This is a genomic window from Salmonella sp. SAL04196 (assembly GCF_046550835.1).
GTDB classification, from domain to species: Bacteria; Pseudomonadota; Gammaproteobacteria; order Enterobacterales; family Enterobacteriaceae; genus Salmonella; species Salmonella enterica.
The window spans coordinates 1-19,684 of sequence record NZ_JBGDXE010000011.1 but is presented as its reverse complement, the minus strand read 5'-3'; the positions used below and the strand labels follow the sequence as shown (position 1 = coordinate 19,684).

Genomic DNA, 19,684 nt, shown 5'->3' with positions numbered 1-19,684 from the left:
GATGCCTTTTACCCTTTGTTGTTAATTACAGCCGGCGCCAGTATCTGAACCACCAGCACCAAAACCCACGTAACGATCAGCGGCAAAAACACCGCCTTTAAAACCGCCAACGCCACCACCAGTAAAACCAGCATCGCTAACACCTTGAAGGCTTCACCGAAGGCGAAAGTCCAGGACACGCGGCCCTTAGCAGGTGTATGCGCCTGGTGACGCCAGGCAAATATCATAAACAACATATTAGGCAGTGCCACTGCCAATCCCCCACATACTGCGGAGATGCCCCAGAAGGGGTCTTTGAGGCAAAACAGCAATCCACTTGCTATTACCGCCAGAAACTGAATGAACAGAAGCTTACGAGCAACGTTTCGACTCACGAGCGACACAGACATCACGTTTTTACTCCTGCTCACTTCGAGGTATGCCGCGTGTCGTATAAAACGTTCTTTAAGACTTAGAGTCAAGCATCAAAAAGCGGTCAAATTATACGGTGCGCACCCGTGATTTCAAACAATAAGTAGCCAAAAGGTGAATAAATGTTTAAATATTTTTCTCTGGCCCGCATTTTTAACTTTTAGCCAAAGTGTGAACGATCGTACAAAACTGCAAATAGCGCGAAAACACTGGCGATAAAGCGTGCACCAGATCACACATTAAACATATTCATGCTTACGCAATTCATTTACGTGTCAATTCATGCCTTTTCATCTTTTTGATATTTAAGCGTAAAACCAGGTACTGTTTTAAAAATACCAGCTTACACCTTAAAAACGCCCCATTGACATTTATAATAAAAATTTAACAAGCAAAAGTGATTTTTCGATTCGATTTTTAGCAGACTGATATTTACAAAGTTGATTACTCTCTGTTTTAACAAAAGAAGCGACGTTGTCATGTTGAAACGAAACCGTAAATCCAGAGTTAAATGCAACAACGCTGAAATGCGTTATACCTGTCGATTTTTAACACAAGCCGCGTCGTTTTTTTTCTATTTTTTTTGATAAAAATTAAACTTTGTTTGACTTAATAATCACCAGATGCCGCTCGCCTTCCAGTTGCGGAACGCGTAATTTTTCAACAGATTCGACGCTAAAATTGTCAGGTAGTGAGGCAATTTCATCCCCTGGCAATTGCCCTTTTAAGGCATAAAAACGCCCTTTCTCTCCCGGCAGATGGTGACACCAGCTCACCATATCATTCAACGATGCGAAAGCGCGGCTGATAACGCCATCAAACGGCGGTTCGGAGGGATAGGCTTCAACGCGGCTTTGAACCGGCGTGATGTTTTCCAGTTTCAGTTCGTGCTGGACCTGACGCAGAAAACGTACCCGCTTGCCCAGGCTGTCGAGTAAGGTGAAATGCGCGTCAGGGAGAACAATAGCCAGCGGGATGCCCGGCAGCCCCGGTCCTGTTCCTACATCGATAAAACGCTGTCCCTGAAGATACGGCGCAACGACTATGCTGTCGAGAATATGGCGTACCAACATTTCGTTGGGATCCCGCACTGACGTCAGGTTGTATGCTTTGTTCCATTTATGCAGCATATCAACGTAGGCGACCAGCAGCGTTTTCTGGTGATCGGTAAGAGAAATACCGGCATCAGCCAGCAGACGAGAGAGTTTGTTGAGCACGGTCATTACCTGTTAATAATCAAATGCCCGATGCGCTTTCGCTTATCGGGCCTACAAATTTGTAGGGCGGGCAAGCGAAGCGCCCCCGCCAAATTAGTGTTATCAAGCGCTACGACGCAGCATACCTTGTTTTTTCAGCCATACCAGCAGAATGGAGATTGCCGCTGGCGTAACGCCGGAGATACGCGATGCCTGACCGATAGACGCCGGTTTATGATCGTTCAGCTTGGCGATAACTTCGTTCGACAGACCGGAAACCTGACGATAATCCAGCGTGGCAGGCAGCAACGTATTCTCGTTACGTAGTTGTTTTTCAATCTCATCCTGCTGGCGAGCGATATACCCTTCGTATTTGACCTGGATTTCCACCTGCTCAGCGGCTTGCTCATCTTCAAGCGCAGGCGCGAATGCGGCAAGCGAAGTGAGCTGCGCGTAGGTCATTTCCGGACGACGCAACAGATCTTCGCCGCTGGCCTCACGGGAGAGAGGCGTGGTCAAATGCGCATTCACTTCATCGGCGGATTCCGCAGACGGCGTTACCCATGTCGATTTCAGCCGCTGACGTTCTCGTTCGATATTTTCCAGCTTCTCGTTGAAGCGCGCCCAGCGTTCATCATCCACCAGACCCAGCTCGCGGCCCATTTCGGTCAGACGCAGATCGGCATTGTCCTCACGCAGCATCAGGCGATATTCGGCGCGGGAGGTAAACATGCGATACGGCTCTTTGGTGCCCAGCGTACAGAGATCGTCCACCAGCACGCCGAGATAAGCCTGAGAGCGCGCAGGCGCCCAGCCCTCTTTGTCGGCGGAAAGACGCGCGGCATTCAGACCAGCGAGCAAGCCCTGCGCCGCAGCCTCTTCATAGCCGGTAGTACCGTTGATTTGACCAGCAAAGAACAGGCCGTGAATAAATTTACTTTCCAGAGTCGGTTTCAGATCGCGCGGGTCGAAGAAATCGTACTCAATCGCGTAACCAGGGCGAACGATCTTCGCGTTCTCCATACCCTGCATGGAACGGACAATCTGCATCTGCACGTCAAACGGCAGGCTGGTGGAGATACCGTTAGGGTAAATCTCGTTAGAGGTCAGTCCTTCCGGCTCAAGGAAGATCTGATGCTGGTTACGATCGGCAAAACGCATCACCTTGTCTTCGATCGAAGGACAGTAGCGTGGGCCGATCCCTTCGATCACGCCAGCGTACATTGGGCTACGATCGAGGTTATTACGAATCACGTCATGGGTTTTCTCATTGGTATGCGTGATGTAACACGGCACCTGTTGCGGATGCTGAGAAGCATTCCCCATAAACGAGAAAACCGGCATCGGGTTATCGCCATGCTGTTGAGCCAACACGCTGAAATCGATAGTACGCGCATCAATACGCGGCGGTGTGCCGGTTTTCAGGCGACTGACGCGTAGCGGAAGCTCACGCAGACGGCGAGATAGCGGGATGGATGGCGGATCGCCAGCACGACCGCCGCTGTAGTTATCCAGACCAATATGAATTTTGCCGTCCAGGAAGGTTCCGACGGTCAGCACCACCGCTTTCGCGCGGAATTTGAGCCCCATTTGGGTCACGGCGCCGACAACGCGATCGTTTTCGACAATCAGATCTTCAACCGCTTGCTGGAAGATCATCAGGTTCGGCTGGTTCTCCAGCGCGGTACGCACCGCCTGGCGATATAAGACTCGATCCGCCTGAGCCCGGGTAGCGCGAACGGCCGGACCTTTGCTGGCGTTTAGTATCCTAAACTGAATACCTGCCTGATCAATCGCTTTCGCCATCAGACCGCCGAGCGCATCCACCTCTTTTACCAGATGTCCCTTTCCAATACCGCCGATCGCCGGGTTGCAGCTCATCTGTCCCAACGTGTCAATATTGTGTGTCAAAAGCAGAGTCTGTTGACCCATACGCGCCGCGGCCATCGCGGCCTCAGTGCCTGCATGACCCCCGCCAATAATAATGACGTCAAAAGGATCCTGATAAAACATGGTAATTGCCTCGCATAACGCGGTGTGAAAATGGATTGAAGCCCGGGCGGTGGATTCTACTCAACTTTAGCCGATGGAGAAAGCCCCGGGATCCGGGCTATTAAAAAGAAGATCTTTTTATTTAGAGATCTGTTCTATTGTGATCTCTTATTAGGATCGCGCCAGGCTGTGGATAACCCGGATCCTGTAATAAAGATCAATGCGTTGGAAAGGATCACTAGCTGTGAATGATCGGTGATCGTGGTCCGTATAAGCTGGGATCAAAACGGGTGCTTATACACAACTCAAAAAGTGAACAACGGTTATTCTTTGGATAACTACCGGTTGATCCAAGCTTTCCACCAGATTTATCCACAATGGATCGCACGATCTTTACACTTATTTGAGTAAATTAATCCAGGATCCGAGCCAAATCTCCGCTGGATCTTCCGGAATCTCATGTTCAAGGATGTTGATCTTCAGTGTTTCCCCAACCTGTTTTGCGCCAGCGTCTTTCAGTTCCGCTTCTATTTTCTCAATCGCGCCGCAAAACGTGTCGTATTCTCGACTACCAATGCCAATTGCGCCGAAACGTACCGCGGAAAGATCGGGTTTCTGCGTCTGAAGGTCTTCATAGAAAGGGGTCAGGTTGTCCGGAATGTCTCCGGCACCGTGCGTTGAGCTGATTATCAGCCAGATCCCGGAAGTTGACAGATCCTCTAATAACGGACCGTGCACCGTTTCGGTTGAAAAACCGGCAGCTTCCAGCTTTTCCGCCAGATGTTCCGCGACGTATTCGGCGCCGCCCAGGGTGCTGCCGCTGATAAGAGTAATGTCTGCCATTGATCGCTCGCTCAGGTAAAGAGGCTGCATTGTACTCTGTGAACGAGCTGGGATCTACCTGTGGAAAAATGTGGGATTAAAAAAGCCGATCATGGCTTGATAGTGCGCATGATCGGGTTCTGCAAGACGATCAGTGTCTCAGTGGACTGAATTTCATCAATTGTTTGGATCTTGTTGATAAGTACGTGCTGAAGCGCGTCGATTGATTTGCACATCACTTTTATAAAGATGCTGTAGTGACCGGTGGTGTAATACGCTTCCGTCACCTCATCCAGGCTTTCCAGCCGGGCCAGTGCGGAGGGATAGTCTTTGGCGCTTTTGAGGATGATGCCAATAAAGCAGCCCACATCGTAGCCCAGTTGTTTAGGGCTGACGTCAATCCGTGCGCCCGTAATGATCCCGGCCTGCTTCATTTTCTCGACGCGAACGTGAATGGTTCCAGGGCTAACGCCAAATTGTTTGGCCAGTTCGGCGTAGGCGGTGCGGGCATTTTCCATTAAGGCGTCAAGTATGCCGCGGTCCAGATTGTCGATCTGATAATTTTCCATCGCTTTTTCTTATGCAGATTAATGATTATCTCTATTTTAGCCATTATTTTTAACGAATCAAAATCTAAGTTAGCTTTTTGTCTGTTGATTATTGAATAGTGCTCTCGTTTTGTTGCTTAATCATAGGCAACAGGACGCAGGAGTAAAAAAATGAAAACCGCTTACATTGCCAAACAACGTCAAATTAGCTTCGTGAAATCACATTTCTCTCGCCAGCTGGAGGAGCGTCTGGGTCTGATTGAGGTCCAGGCGCCGATCCTGAGTCGCGTAGGAGATGGTACGCAGGATAATTTGTCCGGCTGTGAAAAAGCGGTGCAGGTAAAAGTGAAAGCATTGCCTGACGCCCAGTTCGAAGTGGTGCATTCACTGGCGAAGTGGAAACGTCAAACCCTGGGGCAGCATGACTTCAGCGCGGGCGAAGGGCTGTACACGCACATGAAAGCCCTTCGCCCCGATGAAGACCGACTCTCTCCGCTCCACTCGGTCTATGTGGATCAGTGGGACTGGGAGCGTGTCATGGGCGATGGCGAGCGCCAATTTTCCACCCTGAAAAGCACAGTAGAGGCTATATGGGCAGGTATTAAGGCGACGGAAGCGGAAGTGCATAAACAGTTTGGTCTGGCGCCGTTCCTGCCAGAGCAAATTCAGTTTGTTCACAGCCAGGAGCTGTTGTCTCGCTATCCGGATCTGGATGCGAAAGGGCGCGAACGCGCGATCGCCAAAGAACTTGGCGCCGTTTTCCTGGTGGGGATCGGCGGTAAACTGAGCGATGGCCACCGCCATGATGTACGCGCGCCGGATTATGATGACTGGAGCTCCGCATCTGAGCTGGGCTACGCCGGTCTGAACGGCGATATCCTGGTGTGGAACCCGGTGCTGGAAGATGCGTTTGAGCTTTCCTCTATGGGTATCCGCGTAGATGCCGATACGCTGATGCGCCAGCTGGCGTTGACCGGTGATGAAGATCGTTTGCAACTGGAGTGGCATCAGGCGCTGCTGCGCGGCGAAATGCCGCAGACCATCGGCGGCGGGATTGGGCAGTCGCGTCTGACGATGTTGCTGCTGCAATTGCCGCATATTGGTCAGGTGCAGTGCGGCGTATGGCCCGCGCAGGTTCGCGAAAGCATTCCTGCTATTTTATAAGCCGTTAGCGCCGCCAGCGTCTCAGCAGGCGGCTTCGCATCCCGGTGTCAAAGCGCCAGATATGATCGAAAATGCGCATGATGCCGGGTTTGCCGTGCGCCGACATCGCCACCGCATGGAATCGATGCTGGTGAAGACGCTGCAACTCTCCCACTTTGCTCACCACGTCATCCGGCAAGCGCTGGGCGATAAAATCCGAAATGACCACCGCATCGGCATCAAACCATTCCCGTCCCTGCATTCTTTCAATAATGGCGCGAAAACAGCTGGCGATATCCGTGCCGCCGCGAAAACGTTGACTTAAAAAGCGGATGGCCTGCTCGATACCTTCCGGGCCGGAGAGTTCATAGCGCACAACGTCAGTGGAAAACAGCATAATAAAGCAGCGGCGGTTATCCGCCAGCGCAACGCGCATCAACGCCAGGCAGAACGCTTTTGCGCACTGCTCGTTAAATCCCCCCATCGAGCCTGAAGTATCGACGCAGACAATAAACGGTCCGCGCGGCTGCTCGTCGACATCCTGGTGTACTACCGGCCGTTCGGTCACTTTCTCACGCCACGCTTCGCCATGCAGGCGATAGGTGAGGAGCTGTTTTTCCACTAACCGGCGGTAAAATTCATATTCCAGCTCGGTGATGCCGAGCGTCGCCAGCTCTGGCGGCAACAGGCGCAGAATATCATCGCTTTGCTGAATACCGTCAACCTGCTCCGGCACCGTAGCGGGTTCGCGTACCAGTGTACGAAAGGTTTCCATCGGCGCGTCTTTTTTCGGTACCGATTTGGCTTCCCGCGAACGTCCCAGTTGTTCCGCCAGTTGCATTAGCTCCGGCTGGGCGGCGAGAAATTCGCCGTATTTGACGATCAGTTGATAATCACCACGTTTAAGCTGTCCCGCGCTCATATCCCACAGGCGGCCTGCGGCATTATCATTTTCCGCCAGCGTCGGTTCCAGTTGCCCGCTCAACGTCATCCGTTCCTGAACGTCACTCAGCAACTGCTCGCGCTCTTCTTCCAGTAGTTGCTGGTTTAACGTGGTGGCCTGCACGACCAGACTTAACCGCCAGCGTTGCAAAAAAAGCGTGTGTAGCGCAGGGGTAAATGTACTGTTGCTCTCCGTCAACTGCTTCGCCTGCGCGGCATACGGTGAATGCAGGCGATGAAGCAACGCCAGTATTTGCGGCAGTTGCACGATGAACTGTGGTGTAGAGAGAAGTTGGCTTTGCTGATAACACATGACCTCTTCCGTGAGTTCCGGCGGAACGCGTGCGTCTTTAAGACGGCTGCGTAGCGCTTCCCGCCAGCGCGGGAGATCGGCGGTCACGGCGTTTTTTAAACGCGGAAACTTTTCAAAGAAAATGACCAGCTGTGGGGAAGCCAGTAGCGCGAGGATCATCTCTTCGACCATTCCCTCTTCGCTGACGGCCAGCATGGTATTTAGCGTATCCAGCGTCAGCATTGTTGCGCCTGGCGGATCTGTTCTCCTACATCCTGCAGGCTGGCCTCAATGCGCCCTAACCAGTCGCTGTGAATAAACAGGCAATGTTGCTGCTCGCTGAAGCGGGTATGTTGCTGGCGCCAGTCGTTTTCTAACGTTTCCAGCTGCTGTTTGATCTCCGCAGGCATACTGTCTTCAGCCGCTCCCGGTAACGCCAGACGGGTACCTTGTAGACTGATGTCGCGCACCACCAAATGTTGAGCGTTATCGACTTCCATATTCAGCGTTTGGGCAAAGCCGATCCCGTTCAGTTTGCCGCGGATCTCGCCGCCTTTGGTCAGCCAAAGTTCCAGCGCGCTGCGGTCAAAGGTAATATGGATCACTTCCATATCATGCAGTTTTAGCGGTTTTTGTAGCAATAACGTCAACGTTGACGCGCTGGCTTCCGGCGGTAAAGTGTAATGCGGGCGGCGGCTGAATATACCGCCTTCTTTAATGACGGTGAAAGCGGTTTTATCGCTTTGCTGTTGCTGCAACTGGAGGCGACGCTGGACGATACCGCCGAGGCGAGTCAGCATGGCCTGCTGCTGCCAGGCGTGTCCGGTCATCAATATTTCCAGTTGCTGTTGCATGAGATTCAGACTCTGCGCGTCATACCACAAGCAATCTTTTAGCAGGATAAGGTCAATCGGCGCAACCGCGTCGCGTCCGCTAAAGAAGGCGCTGGCCTGTAACAGGCGGATGGCTTTCTTCCAGCGACGGTCGGAGACATAAGGCGCATTCGGCAAATTATCCAGCTGTTGGCGCAGAGTAAATATCAGCTCAAAGACCGGATCAGGGAGTGAAATCGCGCCGATATCTTTTTGCCACTGTTGATATTCTTCGTCGCTAACCTGTAACGAGGCGGGGACCGGGTTATCGCTCTCATCCTGCTGACTAACCAGCATGGAGCGGAAATTGGCTTTATCCTGAACTTTATCCAGCCACAGGCGAATCAACATTCGGTCGTACAAGGCTTCCAGGCTGCTGTCCGCTTCGGGCAGTTCGTTAGAGGCCGCCACCAGCAGCCGCATCGGAATTTTTTCCTCAAACGCGCCGTTGCGGAAATGGCGTTCGTTAATGGCGGTCAGCAATGTGTTCAGGATAGCGGGCCCGGCTTTCCAGATTTCATCCAGAAAAACGATTTCGGCTTCGGGAAGGTAGCCGGTCGTTAAGCGTTCATAGCGACCTTCATCTTTCAGCGCCTGAATAGAGAGCGGGCCAAAAACCTCTTCCGGCGTGGAAAAGCGTGTCATCAGATATTCAAAAGCGCGGGCGCGCTGGAAAGCAAACTTCAGGCGGCGGGCAATCAGACTCTTGGCGATACCGGGCGGGCCCAACAAAAAGACGCTTTCACCGCTTAACGCCGCCAGTAGGCACAGGCGTATGGCGTGACTACGTTCATACAGCCCCTTCTCAAGGGCGCTGCTCAGACGGGAAATTCTTTCCGCTAATAAATGTGGGTGAGCCATAATAAAGAGGCGTCCTTTCGACAAATGGATCATGCTAATTGCGAGTATAGACGTTTCACCACCGGGGCTATAATCGTCTGATGCGCTGTTTATTTTTCTTTGAGCCAGGTTAATCTGGCTTCATTTAGGGGTACGATTTTATGATTAATCGTGCATACTGTGCGCTTTTTTGTGGGCCAAGGGACTAAGCACACATTTCATATCTATACACTCATTCATTCAAACTACATCAAGGCGGCAAAGGAGTGAATCCCCTGGCACTGACTTAAACGTGTGACTGGGGTAAGCGAATGCAGCCGACAAGGAGGTAGCGTGAAGGGTGACGTGTATAAACGAAAGATGAGTCTATGAGCACTGATAATAAGCAATCGTTGCCTGCGATTACCCTCGCAGCTATTGGGGTTGTCTACGGTGATATTGGTACCAGCCCGCTTTATACGCTTCGTGAATGTTTGTCCGGTCAGTTTGGTTTTGGCGTTGAACGAGATGCCGTGTTTGGTTTTCTGTCGCTGATCTTCTGGCTACTCATCTTTGTGGTTTCCATCAAATATCTCACCTTCGTGATGCGCGCCGATAACGCGGGTGAAGGTGGAATTTTGACGCTGATGTCGCTTGCCGGGCGTAATACCTCGGCGCGCACTACATCCATGTTAGTTATCATGGGACTGATAGGCGGCAGCTTTTTCTATGGCGAAGTGGTCATTACGCCGGCGATTTCGGTGATGTCGGCGATTGAAGGCCTGGAGATTGTCGCGCCGCAGCTGGATACCTGGATTGTCCCGCTCTCCATTATTGTGCTGACTCTGTTGTTTATGATTCAGAAGCACGGTACGGGAATGGTAGGGAAACTCTTTGCGCCGATTATGCTGACCTGGTTTTTAATCCTGGCGGTACTTGGCCTGCGCAGTATTATCGCCAATCCCGAAGTGTTACATGCGCTGAATCCTGTCTGGGCGGTACGTTTTTTCCTTGAATATAAAACCGTATCATTTATTGCGTTGGGCGCGGTGGTGCTGTCGATTACCGGCGTAGAGGCGTTGTACGCCGATATGGGACACTTCGGTAAGTTCCCGATTCGCCTGGCGTGGTTTACCGTGGTACTGCCGTCGTTAGTACTGAACTACTTTGGTCAGGGCGCATTGCTACTAAAGCATCCGGAAGCGATTAAAAATCCCTTCTTCCTGTTGGCGCCGGACTGGGCGTTAATTCCGCTGCTGATTCTGGCCGCGCTGGCGACGGTGATCGCCTCCCAGGCGGTCATTTCCGGCGTCTTTTCGCTGACGCGTCAGGCCGTGCGTCTTGGCTATTTGTCGCCAATGCGCATTATCCATACCTCCGAGATGGAGTCCGGTCAGATCTATATCCCTTTCGTTAACTGGCTGCTTTATTTCGCGGTCGTGGTTGTTATTGTTAGCTTTGAGCACTCCAGCAACCTGGCGGCGGCCTATGGTATCGCCGTGACCGGCACGATGGTGCTGACGTCTATTCTTTCTACGACCGTGGCGCGTAAGAACTGGCACTGGAACAAATATTTTGTCGCGCTGATCCTCATCGCGTTCCTGTGCGTGGATATCCCGCTGTTCTCGGCTAACCTCGACAAATTGTTGTCCGGTGGTTGGCTGCCGCTGAGCCTGGGCCTGATCATGTTCACGATCATGACCACCTGGAAGAGCGAGCGTTTCCGCCTGTTGCGTCGTATGCATGAACACGGTAATTCGCTGGAAGCGATGATTGCTTCACTGGAGAAGTCACCGCCGGTTCGGGTGCCGGGTACTGCCGTATACATGTCGCGCGCGCTCAGTGTGATCCCTTTTGCTTTATTGCATAACCTGAAGCACAACAAAGTGTTGCATGAGCGCGTAATCTTACTGACGTTGCGTACGGAAGATGCGCCTTATGTGCATAACGTTCGCCGGGTGCAGATTGAGCAGTTGTCTCCGACATTCTGGCGCGTGGTGGCCAGCTACGGCTGGCGCGAAACGCCAAACGTTGAAGAGGTGTTCCACCGCTGCGGTCTGGAAGGGCTTAGCTGTCGGATGATGGAAACGTCGTTCTTTATGTCGCACGAGTCGTTGATTGTCGGCAAACGCCCGTGGTATTTGCGTCTGCGCGGCAAGCTGTATTTGTTGCTGCAACGCAACGCCCTGCGCGCGCCGGATCAGTTCGAGATCCCGCCTAACCGCGTGATTGAGTTAGGAACTCAGGTCGAGATTTAACCTCCCATCACCATGCCGGGGGCCGCGTTGGCTTGCCCGGCTTGGCCAATCCGTAGATTCCCACACGATAATCGCCTGATTTCCGCTAGCGAAACGTTTCGACGGCGATCACAATTCTGTTACGTCATGATGGTTTTATGAACACATCCAGGGTTACACTGCGGCCAGCGAAACGTTTCGCTAGTGGAGCAGAAAAATGAAGAAAGGCACCGTACTCAACTCTGAAATCTCGTCGGTCATTTCCCGTCTGGGGCATACTGATACTCTGGTGGTCTGTGATGCGGGTTTACCTATCCCGAATAGCACCGCGCGTATCGATATGGCACTAACCCAGGGCGTACCTTCTTTTATGCAGGTGGTGGATGTTGTGACCCGGGAAATGCAGGTTGAGGCGGCGATTCTTGCAACGGAAATCAAACAACAGAATCCGCAGCTCCACGAAACGTTGCTCACTCACCTTGAGCAACTGCAGCAACACCAGGGAAACACCATAAAAATTAGTTATACGACACACGAACAATTCAAAAAATTGACTGCAGACAGTCAGGCGGTGATTCGCAGCGGGGAGTGTTCCCCGTATGCGAACGTCATTCTTTGCGCTGGCGTCACTTTCTGAGGCCGCTATGGACGCATTACTGCAACTCAAAGGGATCGATAAAGCGTTCCCCGGCGTGAAGGCTCTCTCCGGCGCCGCGTTAAACGTTTATCCTGGCCGCGTTATGGCGCTGGTGGGGGAAAACGGCGCCGGAAAATCCACCATGATGAAAGTATTAACCGGCATCTATACGCGAGATGCAGGATCGTTGTTATGGCTGGGTAAAGAGACCACCTTTAACGGGCCTAAATCGTCTCAGGAAGCCGGGATCGGCATTATTCATCAGGAACTGAACCTGATCCCGCAGTTGACCATTGCGGAAAACATCTTCCTGGGCCGTGAGTTTGTGAATCGCTTTGGCAAAATCGACTGGAAAAAGATGTATGCCGAAGCCGACCACCTCTTAGACAAACTCAATCTGCGCTTTAAGAGCGATAAGCTGGTGGGCGAACTCTCTATCGGCGATCAGCAAATGGTGGAAATCGCCAAAGTGCTGAGCTTCGAATCCAAAGTCATCATTATGGATGAACCGACCGATGCGCTGACCGACACTGAAACCGACTCTCTGTTCCGCGTTATCCGCGAATTAAAATCGCAGGGGCGCGGCATTGTCTATATCTCCCACCGTATGAAAGAGATCTTCGAAATTTGCGATGACGTGACGGTCTTCCGCGATGGGCAATTTATCGCCGAGCGTGAAGTGGCCACGTTGACCGAAGATTCTCTTATCGAAATGATGGTGGGACGTAAGCTGGAAGATCAGTACCCGCATCTGGATAACGCGCCGGGTGAGATTCGCCTCAAGGTCGATAATCTGTGCGGACCGGGCGTGAATGATGTCTCTTTTGTGCTGCGAAAAGGCGAGATTCTTGGCATTTCCGGCCTGATGGGCGCCGGTCGCACCGAGCTGATGAAAGTATTGTACGGCGCGATGCCGCGAACCAGCGGTTACGTGACGCTTGATGGACACGAAGTGGTGACGCGTTCTCCGCAGGACGGGCTGGCCAATGGCATCGTTTATATCTCTGAAGACCGTAAGCGCGATGGACTGGTGCTCGGCATGTCAGTTAAAGAGAATATGTCGCTGACGGCGCTGGACTATTTCAGCCGCGCTGGCGGAAGCCTGAAACACAAAGATGAGCAACAGGCGGTGGGGGATTTTATCCGTCTGTTCAACGTCAAGACACCGTCAATGGAACAGGCGATAGGCCTGCTTTCTGGCGGTAATCAGCAAAAAGTGGCGATTGCCCGCGGGTTGATGACGCGCCCGAAAGTGCTCATTCTCGACGAGCCGACCCGCGGCGTGGACGTCGGCGCCAAGAAAGAGATTTACCAGCTTATCAACCAGTTTAAGGCCGACGGCCTGAGCATCATTCTGGTCTCATCTGAGATGCCAGAAGTATTAGGCATGAGCGATCGCATCATCGTCATGCATGAAGGGCATCTCAGCGGTGAATTTACTCGCGAGCAGGCCACCCAGGAAGTGTTAATGGCTGCCGCAGTGGGCAAGCTTAATCGCGTGAATCAGGAGTAAAAAAGATGACAACCCAGGCTGTTTCTGGTCGCCGTTATTTCACTAAAGCGTGGCTTCTTGAGCAGAAGTCGCTCATTGCCCTGCTGGTGTTGATCGCGATTGTTTCGACGTTGAGCCCCAACTTTTTTACCGTTAATAATCTGTTCAATATTCTTCAACAGACCTCCGTCAACGCCATTATGGCGGTGGGGATGACGTTGGTGATTCTGACATCGGGGATCGATCTGTCCGTCGGTTCCCTGCTGGCGCTCACCGGCGCGGTTGCCGCTTCAATCGTCGGCGTTGAAGTGAATGCGCTGGTCGCGGTTGCCGCCGCGCTGGCGCTGGGCGCTGCGATTGGCGCCGTTACTGGCGTTATCGTCGCGAAAGGCCGCGTACAGGCGTTTATCGCTACGCTGGTGATGATGCTGCTACTGCGCGGCGTGACGATGGTTTACACCGACGGTAGCCCGGTCAACACCGGCTTTACCGATAACGCCGATCTGTTTGGCTGGTTCGGTATCGGCCGTCCGCTGGGCGTTCCTACGCCGGTCTGGATCATGGCCATCGTCTTTATCGCCGCCTGGTATATGCTGCATCACACCCGTCTGGGACGCTATATCTACGCGCTGGGCGGTAACGAAGCGGCGACGCGTCTGTCTGGCATTAGCGTGAGCAAAGTGAAAATTATCGTCTATTCACTTTGCGGCCTGACAGCATCGCTGGCGGGCATCATTGAAGTGGCGCGCCTCTCTTCCGCGCAGCCGACGGCGGGTACCGGCTATGAGCTGGATGCTATTGCCGCCGTGGTGCTGGGCGGCACCAGCCTTGCTGGCGGTAAAGGACGCATTGTTGGGACATTGATCGGCGCATTGATTCTCGGCTTCCTTAATAATGGTTTGAATTTGTTAGGTGTTTCCTCCTATTACCAGATGATCGTCAAAGCGGTGGTGATTTTGCTGGCGGTACTGGTAGACAACAAAAAGCAGTAACAACGACTACAGGACATCTGAAATATGAACATGAAAAAACTGGCTACCCTGGTATCTGCTGTTGCGCTGAGCGCCACCGTGAGCGCGAATGCAATGGCGAAGGACACCATTGCGCTGGTGATCTCTACCCTCAATAATCCCTTCTTCGTGTCGTTAAAAGACGGGGCGCAAAAAGAGGCGGATAAACTGGGTTATAACCTGGTGGTGCTGGACTCCCAGAACAACCCTGCCAAAGAGCTGGCGAACGTGCAGGATTTAACCGTTCGCGGGACCAAAATTTTGCTGATCAACCCGACTGACTCCGATGCGGTGGGTAACGCGGTGAAGATGGCTAACCAGGCGAAGATTCCGGTTATCACACTTGACCGCCAGGCAACCAAAGGTGATGTCGTCAGCCATATCGCGTCTGATAACGTGCTGGGCGGTAAGATCGCTGGCGACTATATCGCGAAAAAAGCTGGTGAAGGCGCCAAAGTGATTGAGCTGCAAGGCATTGCCGGAACATCCGCGGCGCGTGAGCGTGGCGAAGGTTTCCAGCAGGCGGTAGCCGCCCACAAATTTAATGTCCTGGCCAGCCAGCCTGCCGATTTCGACCGTACTAAGGGTCTGAACGTCATGCAGAACCTGCTGACCGCGCATCCGGATGTTCAGGCTGTCTTCGCCCAGAACGATGAAATGGCGCTGGGCGCACTGCGCGCGCTGCAAACTGCCGGTAAAGCAGATGTGATGGTGGTTGGATTTGACGGTACGCCGGATGGCGAAAAGGCCGTAAAAGATGGCAAACTGGCAGCGACTATCGCTCAGTTACCGGATCAAATCGGCGCCAAAGGCGTTGAAGTGGCGGATAAGGTGCTGAAAGGCGAAAAAGTTCAGGCCAAATATCCGGTTGACCTGAAACTGGTCATCAAGCAGTAATAAACGACACGGGTCAACTATGGCCTGATGGCGACAGAAATACGCGAGCCTCCGCTGAGGTGAACGTAAAAAAAGAAAAGCAGGGCACGCGCCACCCTAACCGGTGGCGCACTTTGACGTGGAACCCCGAATATGAAAACCGCAGGTAATCTCATCGTCCTTGGCAGCATTAATGCCGATCATATCCTTAATCTTGAGTCCTTCCCTACCCCGGGTGAAACGGTAACCGGTAGCCATTATCAGGTCGCGTTTGGCGGGAAAGGCGCGAATCAGGCGGTTGCTGCGGGGCGTAGCGGGGCAAATATTGCGTTTATTGCCTGCACAGGCGATGACGATATTGGCGACAGTATTCGTAAACAATTAGTCAGCGATCGTATTGATATCACGCCAGTTAGCGTCATTAAAGGCGAGTCTACCGGGGTGGCGCTGATTTTCGTTAACGGCGAAGGCGAGAACGTCATCGGTATTCATGCCGGAGCGAATGCCGCGTTATCGCCGGCGTTGGTTGATGCGCAACGTGAACGTATCGCGCAGGCGGATGCGTTACTGATGCAGCTGGAATCGCCGCTGGAAAGCGTACTGGCGGCGGCTAAAATCGCCCATCAACATCATACTACTGTTGCGCTTAACCCGGCGCCTGCCCGTGAGCTACCGGATGAACTGCTGGCGCTGGTGGACATCATCACGCCAAATGAAACGGAAGCTGAAAAGCTGACGGGCGTGCGTGTGGAAAATGACGACGATGCCGCGAAAGCTGCGCAGGTTTTGCATGATAAAGGCATTCGAACCGTATTAATTACCTTAGGAAGCCGTGGCGTCTGGGCCAGCGTAAACGGCGAGGGCCGCCGCGTTCCTGGATTTAGCGTTGAGGCTGTCGATACCATTGCCGCCGGAGACACGTTTAACGGCGCCTTTATCACCGCGATACTGGAGGAGACGCCGTTGCCGGAAGCGATTCGCTTTGCTCATGCCGCCGCCGCGATTGCCGTAACGCGTAAAGGCGCGCAACCTTCCGTTCCGTGGCGCGAAGAGATAGAAGCGTTTTTACATCAGCAGGGGTAACGCTTGGCTACTATGAAAGATGTTGCCCGCCTGGCGGGAGTCTCTACATCGACGGTCTCTCACGTTATTAACAAAGATCGCTTTGTGAGTGAGACGATAACCGAAAAAGTTGAAGCGGCGATTAAATCACTTAACTATGCGCCTTCCGCGCTGGCGCGAAGCCTCAAGTTAAACCAGACCCGCACGATTGGTATGCTAATTACCGCCAGTACCAACCCTTTTTATTCCGAACTGGTGCGCGGCGTTGAGCGAAGCTGTTTTGAGCGCGGTTATAGTCTGGTGCTGTGCAATACCGAAGGCGACGAGCAACGGATGAACCGTAACCTGGAGACGCTGATGCAAAAACGGGTAGACGGTTTACTGCTGCTGTGTACCGAAACGCATCAGCCTTCTCGTGAAATCATGGAGCGTTATCCGTCTATTCCTACCGTCATGATGGACTGGTCGCCGTTTGATGGTGAGGGCGATAGCGATCTCATTCAGGATAATTCGTTGTTAGGCGGCGATCTTGCCACCCAACACCTTATCGATAAAGGATTTACCCGAATAGCCTGTATTACCGGCCCGCTGGACAAAACGCCAGCGCGTTTGCGGCTGGAAGGGTATCGGGCGGCGATGAAACGCGCAGGGCTGGCTATTCCGCAAGGCTATGAGATCACCGGCGATTTTGAATTTGGCGGCGGCTTTGACGCCATGCAGGCGTTACTCGCCCATCAACAGCGACCGCAAGCGGTTTTTACCGGAAACGATGCGATGGCTGTCGGCGCCTATCAGGCGCTATATCAGGCGGGGCTTCGTATCCCGCAAGATATGGCAGTCATTGGCTATGATGATATTGAGCTGGCGCGCTATATGACGCCGCCGCTGACGACTATCCATCAGCCGAAAGATGAATTGGGCGAGCTGGCTATTGATGTGTTGATTCATCGGATGGCGCAGCCCGCCTTGCAACAACAGCGACTTCAGCTTACTCCGGTTTTGACGGTGCGTGGGTCGGTTTAGATTTATGCCGTTCTTTAATCAGATTGTTGCCGTCTTTGGCTCTTAGCAGCATAAACATCAGCGCGGACACGATAGTGATCGCCCCCATCGTGATAAAGGTATAGTGGAACTGTTCCACGGTACTGGTGCCCGCAAAACCTTCATAAATACGTAACACCGCCGCGCTGATCGCCACGCCTAAACTGATAGACAATTGCTGCGTAACCGCCAGAACGCTGTTGCCGCTGCTGGCGTTATCGTCCGTCAGATCCGCAAGAGTAATTGTATTCATTGCCGTAAATTGAGTGGACATCGCCATTCCAAGAATGAATAGCGGCAGTACGAGCATCCAGATCGGCATGGCGGGAGATTGAAACGAAAACTGGGCAATCATCAGACCGATAAATACCGTAATGCCGACCAGAGTCTTCCGGTATCCCAAACGTCGCAAAACCTGCGTTACGGTCGATTTCGCGATAATAGAACCCAAAGCTGTCGGCGCCATCATGCAGCCGGCGATCAGAGCCGGGTAGCCAAAACCAACCTGTAGCATTAACGGCATCAAAAAAGGTACGCAGCCTGTCCCCAGACGCGTGGCGAGGTTGCCGGCAATACCGACGGAAAATGTGCGTGTCTTAAACAGCGATAGTGATATTAACGGTGTCGGATGACGGCGGGCGTGGCGGATATAGGCCAATAGTAGAACGATACTGCAAAAAATAATGGCGGATGCGATCCATGTCGCCACAATCTTTTCGCCAAACAGTTCCATTCCGCTGGAAAATAAAACCAGACTTAACCCAAAAAGAAAGAAGCCGGTCATGTCAAACTTGCGACGCGGCGTGGTGAAGTTGGGCATATATTTGCGGGCATACAGAATGCCTGCAACACCAATGGGAATATTAATCAGGAAGATCCAGTGCCAGCTTGCCCAGGTCACCAGTACGCCGCCTAATACCGGCCCCAGAATCGGACCTACCAGCCCCGGCATAGTGACAAAGTTAAGAACAGGCAGCAGCTCACTACGCGGATAGGCTCGCAATAACGCCAGCCGCGCCACTGGCATCATCATCGCTCCGCCGACGCCTTGTACGACGCGAAAAATAACCAATTCAGATAGTGAACTGGAGAGCGCGCAGGCCAGCGAGCCTAACGTAAACAGACTTACGGCAACCATAAAGACGCGACGCGTACCGAAGCGGTCAGCCAGCCAGCCGCTTACCGGAATTAACATAGCTACTGTTAGGGTATAACTGATAATAGCGGACTGCATGGCGAGTGGTGAACGGTTAAGACTATGCGCAATAGCCGGTAAAGCGGTATTCAAAATGGTGGCGTCTAGCGCCTGCATAAAGAAGGCCATCGCCGCGATCCACGGCAGGCCAGCCATACTGCGCGCTTTTTTGCTGGTCATTCAATATCCTGTTAATTATCTGGTCTTTCATTGGGCGCTATTAACAACGCCTGGCAGGCCTGGAAAGCGCGTTCGCCGTCGCCATCAGCGATGGCATCAACAATGGCCTGGTGCAAATCCAGCTTTACCACCTCGTTATAGGTGATTGAGGTAAAGTAAGTGTGATAAACCGAATGAAATAGCGTCGCAAAAGAGATTAGAAAGGGATTGGCGCTCATTTCGTAGATATGCTCGTGCCATGCCATATCCACTTCAATCCATCGTTCACGCTTAAAATGCTTTTTCAGCGCGACCATCTCTTCCATTAAGGCATTAAGCCGCGCTTTCTGCTCCGGTGTGCCAAGAGTCGCCGCCAGCAGGCAGGCTTGCGGCTCCAGGCTAATACGCATCACCAGAAAATGATCTACCACCTGATGAAAATTTTCTTCCGTCATCCACCAGGTCAGCAGCTCTTGATCCAGAAAGTTCCAGTTTCCCTGCGGCATCACCCGCGTACCAATGCGCGGACGGGGTAGCACCATACCTTTAGCCGTCAACGTTTTCACCGCTTCGCGAACTGCCGTTCGACTTACGCCGTACTGCTCGCCCAGTTCTATTTCGCCGGGAAGAATCGTACCGGGGGCGTAGTCACCCTTTAATATCCGCTGCGCCAGCTTTTCAGCCAGAACATAGGATAGATTTTTCTGTGCGGCTAATTGTTGTGCGCTTAAAGGCATGAATGTTCTTCCTTTCTCTTTCGTTTGGTTATTAGTATGCCACCTGGAAGTGTGATTGCAGTTGCAATAACGGCAATTTGCTTATTTTATGGCACGTTAAGCACGCCGTTGATGAAAAAAGAGACACTCAGAAAATTATTTTAAATTTCCTCTTGTCAGGCAGAAATAACTCCCTATAATGCGCCACCACTGACACGGAAC

The 19,684-nt window shown here is 52.5% G+C and carries 17 protein-coding genes; 8 read left to right on the top strand and 9 right to left on the bottom strand.

Features of this window, described 5'->3' with window-relative positions; genetic code table 11:
- Positions 1-8 precede the first annotated feature (8 nt).
- The 5 genes from atpI to asnC form a co-directional block, all read right to left on the bottom strand.
- Complete coding sequence (atpI, locus tag ACLJPE_RS21995) at positions 9-389, bottom strand: F0F1 ATP synthase subunit I (protein WP_000116685.1); 381 nt, start codon at positions 387-389, stop codon at positions 9-11.
- A gap of 615 nt (positions 390-1,004) precedes the next feature.
- Positions 1,005-1,628, bottom strand: a complete 624-nt coding sequence (rsmG, locus tag ACLJPE_RS21990; protein WP_001519938.1) for a 16S rRNA (guanine(527)-N(7))-methyltransferase RsmG — start codon at positions 1,626-1,628, stop codon at positions 1,005-1,007.
- 102 nt (positions 1,629-1,730) lie between these two features.
- On the bottom strand, positions 1,731-3,620 hold the full coding sequence (gene mnmG / locus ACLJPE_RS21985) for a tRNA uridine-5-carboxymethylaminomethyl(34) synthesis enzyme MnmG (RefSeq protein ID WP_000499872.1): 1,890 nt from the start codon (positions 3,618-3,620) through the stop codon (positions 1,731-1,733).
- A gap of 378 nt (positions 3,621-3,998) precedes the next feature.
- Positions 3,999-4,442 carry an FMN-binding protein MioC gene (gene mioC / locus ACLJPE_RS21980; RefSeq protein ID WP_001518982.1) on the bottom strand — a complete coding sequence of 148 codons (444 nt, stop codon included), beginning with the start codon at positions 4,440-4,442 and terminating at the stop codon, positions 3,999-4,001.
- An 89-nt stretch (positions 4,443-4,531) separates the two neighbouring features.
- Positions 4,532-4,990, bottom strand: a complete 459-nt coding sequence (asnC, locus tag ACLJPE_RS21975; RefSeq protein WP_000433016.1) for a transcriptional regulator AsnC — start codon at positions 4,988-4,990, stop codon at positions 4,532-4,534.
- Positions 4,991-5,140: 150 nt separating this feature from the next.
- Between asnC and asnA the strand changes: the two genes are divergently transcribed.
- Positions 5,141-6,133: an aspartate--ammonia ligase gene (asnA, locus tag ACLJPE_RS21970; RefSeq protein WP_000845123.1), complete on the top strand. Its 993-nt coding sequence runs from the start codon at positions 5,141-5,143 to the stop codon at positions 6,131-6,133.
- 4 nt (positions 6,134-6,137) lie between these two features.
- On the opposite strand, the gene viaA is transcribed toward asnA, so the two are convergent.
- Together viaA and ravA are read right to left on the bottom strand one after the other, a co-directional pair.
- Positions 6,138-7,589 (bottom strand): ATPase RavA stimulator ViaA, encoded by a 1,452-nt coding sequence (gene viaA, locus ACLJPE_RS21965; RefSeq protein ID WP_000956592.1) that lies wholly within the window; start codon positions 7,587-7,589, stop codon positions 6,138-6,140.
- Complete coding sequence (gene ravA / locus ACLJPE_RS21960; RefSeq protein ID WP_039514921.1) at positions 7,583-9,079, bottom strand: ATPase RavA; 1,497 nt, start codon at positions 9,077-9,079, stop codon at positions 7,583-7,585. Before ravA ends, viaA begins: the two co-directional genes overlap by 7 nt.
- A gap of 347 nt (positions 9,080-9,426) precedes the next feature.
- Between ravA and kup the strand changes: the two genes are divergently transcribed.
- The 7 genes from kup to rbsR all read left to right on the top strand — a co-directional run bounded on the left by kup (position 9,427) and on the right by rbsR (position 17,374).
- Entirely contained in the window at positions 9,427-11,295 is a 1,869-nt protein-coding gene (gene kup, locus ACLJPE_RS21955; protein ID WP_000102338.1) for a low affinity potassium transporter Kup, read from the top strand.
- A gap of 196 nt (positions 11,296-11,491) precedes the next feature.
- Complete coding sequence (rbsD, locus tag ACLJPE_RS21950) at positions 11,492-11,911, top strand: D-ribose pyranase (RefSeq protein ID WP_000715944.1); 420 nt, start codon at positions 11,492-11,494, stop codon at positions 11,909-11,911.
- A 7-nt stretch (positions 11,912-11,918) separates the two neighbouring features.
- The gene (gene rbsA / locus ACLJPE_RS21945; protein WP_000339364.1) at positions 11,919-13,424 is read left to right on the top strand and encodes a ribose ABC transporter ATP-binding protein RbsA; all 1,506 of its coding nucleotides are present in this window, start codon (positions 11,919-11,921) and stop codon (positions 13,422-13,424) included.
- A 5-nt stretch (positions 13,425-13,429) separates the two neighbouring features.
- Entirely contained in the window at positions 13,430-14,395 is a 966-nt protein-coding gene (gene rbsC, locus ACLJPE_RS21940; protein ID WP_000211345.1) for a ribose ABC transporter permease, read from the top strand.
- 24 nt (positions 14,396-14,419) lie between these two features.
- A complete protein-coding gene (rbsB, locus tag ACLJPE_RS21935; protein WP_001056260.1) occupies positions 14,420-15,310 on the top strand; it encodes a ribose ABC transporter substrate-binding protein RbsB in 891 nt (296 codons plus the stop codon).
- Between the two features lie 132 nt (positions 15,311-15,442).
- Positions 15,443-16,372: a ribokinase gene (rbsK, locus tag ACLJPE_RS21930; protein ID WP_001646884.1), complete on the top strand. Its 930-nt coding sequence runs from the start codon at positions 15,443-15,445 to the stop codon at positions 16,370-16,372.
- Between the two features lie 3 nt (positions 16,373-16,375).
- Positions 16,376-17,374, top strand: coding sequence for a ribose operon transcriptional repressor RbsR (gene rbsR, locus ACLJPE_RS21925; RefSeq protein WP_000224487.1), 999 nt, complete (start codon positions 16,376-16,378; stop codon positions 17,372-17,374).
- Here rbsR and mdtD read toward each other — a convergent pair.
- Together mdtD and ACLJPE_RS21915 are read right to left on the bottom strand one after the other, a co-directional pair.
- On the bottom strand, positions 17,340-18,767 hold the full coding sequence (gene mdtD / locus ACLJPE_RS21920; RefSeq protein ID WP_000202071.1) for a multidrug transporter subunit MdtD: 1,428 nt from the start codon (positions 18,765-18,767) through the stop codon (positions 17,340-17,342). The genes rbsR and mdtD overlap by 35 nt on opposite strands.
- 11 nt (positions 18,768-18,778) lie before the next feature.
- Positions 18,779-19,483, bottom strand: a complete 705-nt coding sequence (locus ACLJPE_RS21915; protein WP_001131144.1) for a FadR/GntR family transcriptional regulator — start codon at positions 19,481-19,483, stop codon at positions 18,779-18,781.
- Positions 19,484-19,684: the final 201 nt, after the last annotated feature.

Bases quoted from the DNA above. Each gene is read 5' to 3' on its own strand.
- ravA (WP_039514921.1), bottom strand. From the start codon at position 9,079: ATGGCTCACCCACATTTATTAGCGGAAAGAATTTCCCGTCTGAGCAGC.
- ACLJPE_RS21915 (WP_001131144.1), bottom strand. From the start codon at position 19,483: ATGCCTTTAAGCGCACAACAATTAGCCGCACAGAAAAATCTATCCTAT.
- asnA (WP_000845123.1), top strand. From the start codon at position 5,141: ATGAAAACCGCTTACATTGCCAAACAACGTCAAATTAGCTTCGTGAAA.
- kup (WP_000102338.1), top strand. From the start codon at position 9,427: ATGAGCACTGATAATAAGCAATCGTTGCCTGCGATTACCCTCGCAGCT.
- viaA (WP_000956592.1), bottom strand. From the start codon at position 7,589: ATGCTGACGCTGGATACGCTAAATACCATGCTGGCCGTCAGCGAAGAG.
- rbsK (WP_001646884.1), top strand. From the start codon at position 15,443: ATGAAAACCGCAGGTAATCTCATCGTCCTTGGCAGCATTAATGCCGAT.
- rbsA (WP_000339364.1), top strand. From the start codon at position 11,919: ATGGACGCATTACTGCAACTCAAAGGGATCGATAAAGCGTTCCCCGGC.
- rbsC (WP_000211345.1), top strand. From the start codon at position 13,430: ATGACAACCCAGGCTGTTTCTGGTCGCCGTTATTTCACTAAAGCGTGG.
- rbsB (WP_001056260.1), top strand. From the start codon at position 14,420: ATGAACATGAAAAAACTGGCTACCCTGGTATCTGCTGTTGCGCTGAGC.
- asnC (WP_000433016.1), bottom strand. From the start codon at position 4,990: ATGGAAAATTATCAGATCGACAATCTGGACCGCGGCATACTTGACGCC.
- rbsD (WP_000715944.1), top strand. From the start codon at position 11,492: ATGAAGAAAGGCACCGTACTCAACTCTGAAATCTCGTCGGTCATTTCC.
- mnmG (WP_000499872.1), bottom strand. From the start codon at position 3,620: ATGTTTTATCAGGATCCTTTTGACGTCATTATTATTGGCGGGGGTCAT.
- atpI (WP_000116685.1), bottom strand. From the start codon at position 389: ATGTCTGTGTCGCTCGTGAGTCGAAACGTTGCTCGTAAGCTTCTGTTC.
- mdtD (WP_000202071.1), bottom strand. From the start codon at position 18,767: ATGACCAGCAAAAAAGCGCGCAGTATGGCTGGCCTGCCGTGGATCGCG.
- mioC (WP_001518982.1), bottom strand. From the start codon at position 4,442: ATGGCAGACATTACTCTTATCAGCGGCAGCACCCTGGGCGGCGCCGAA.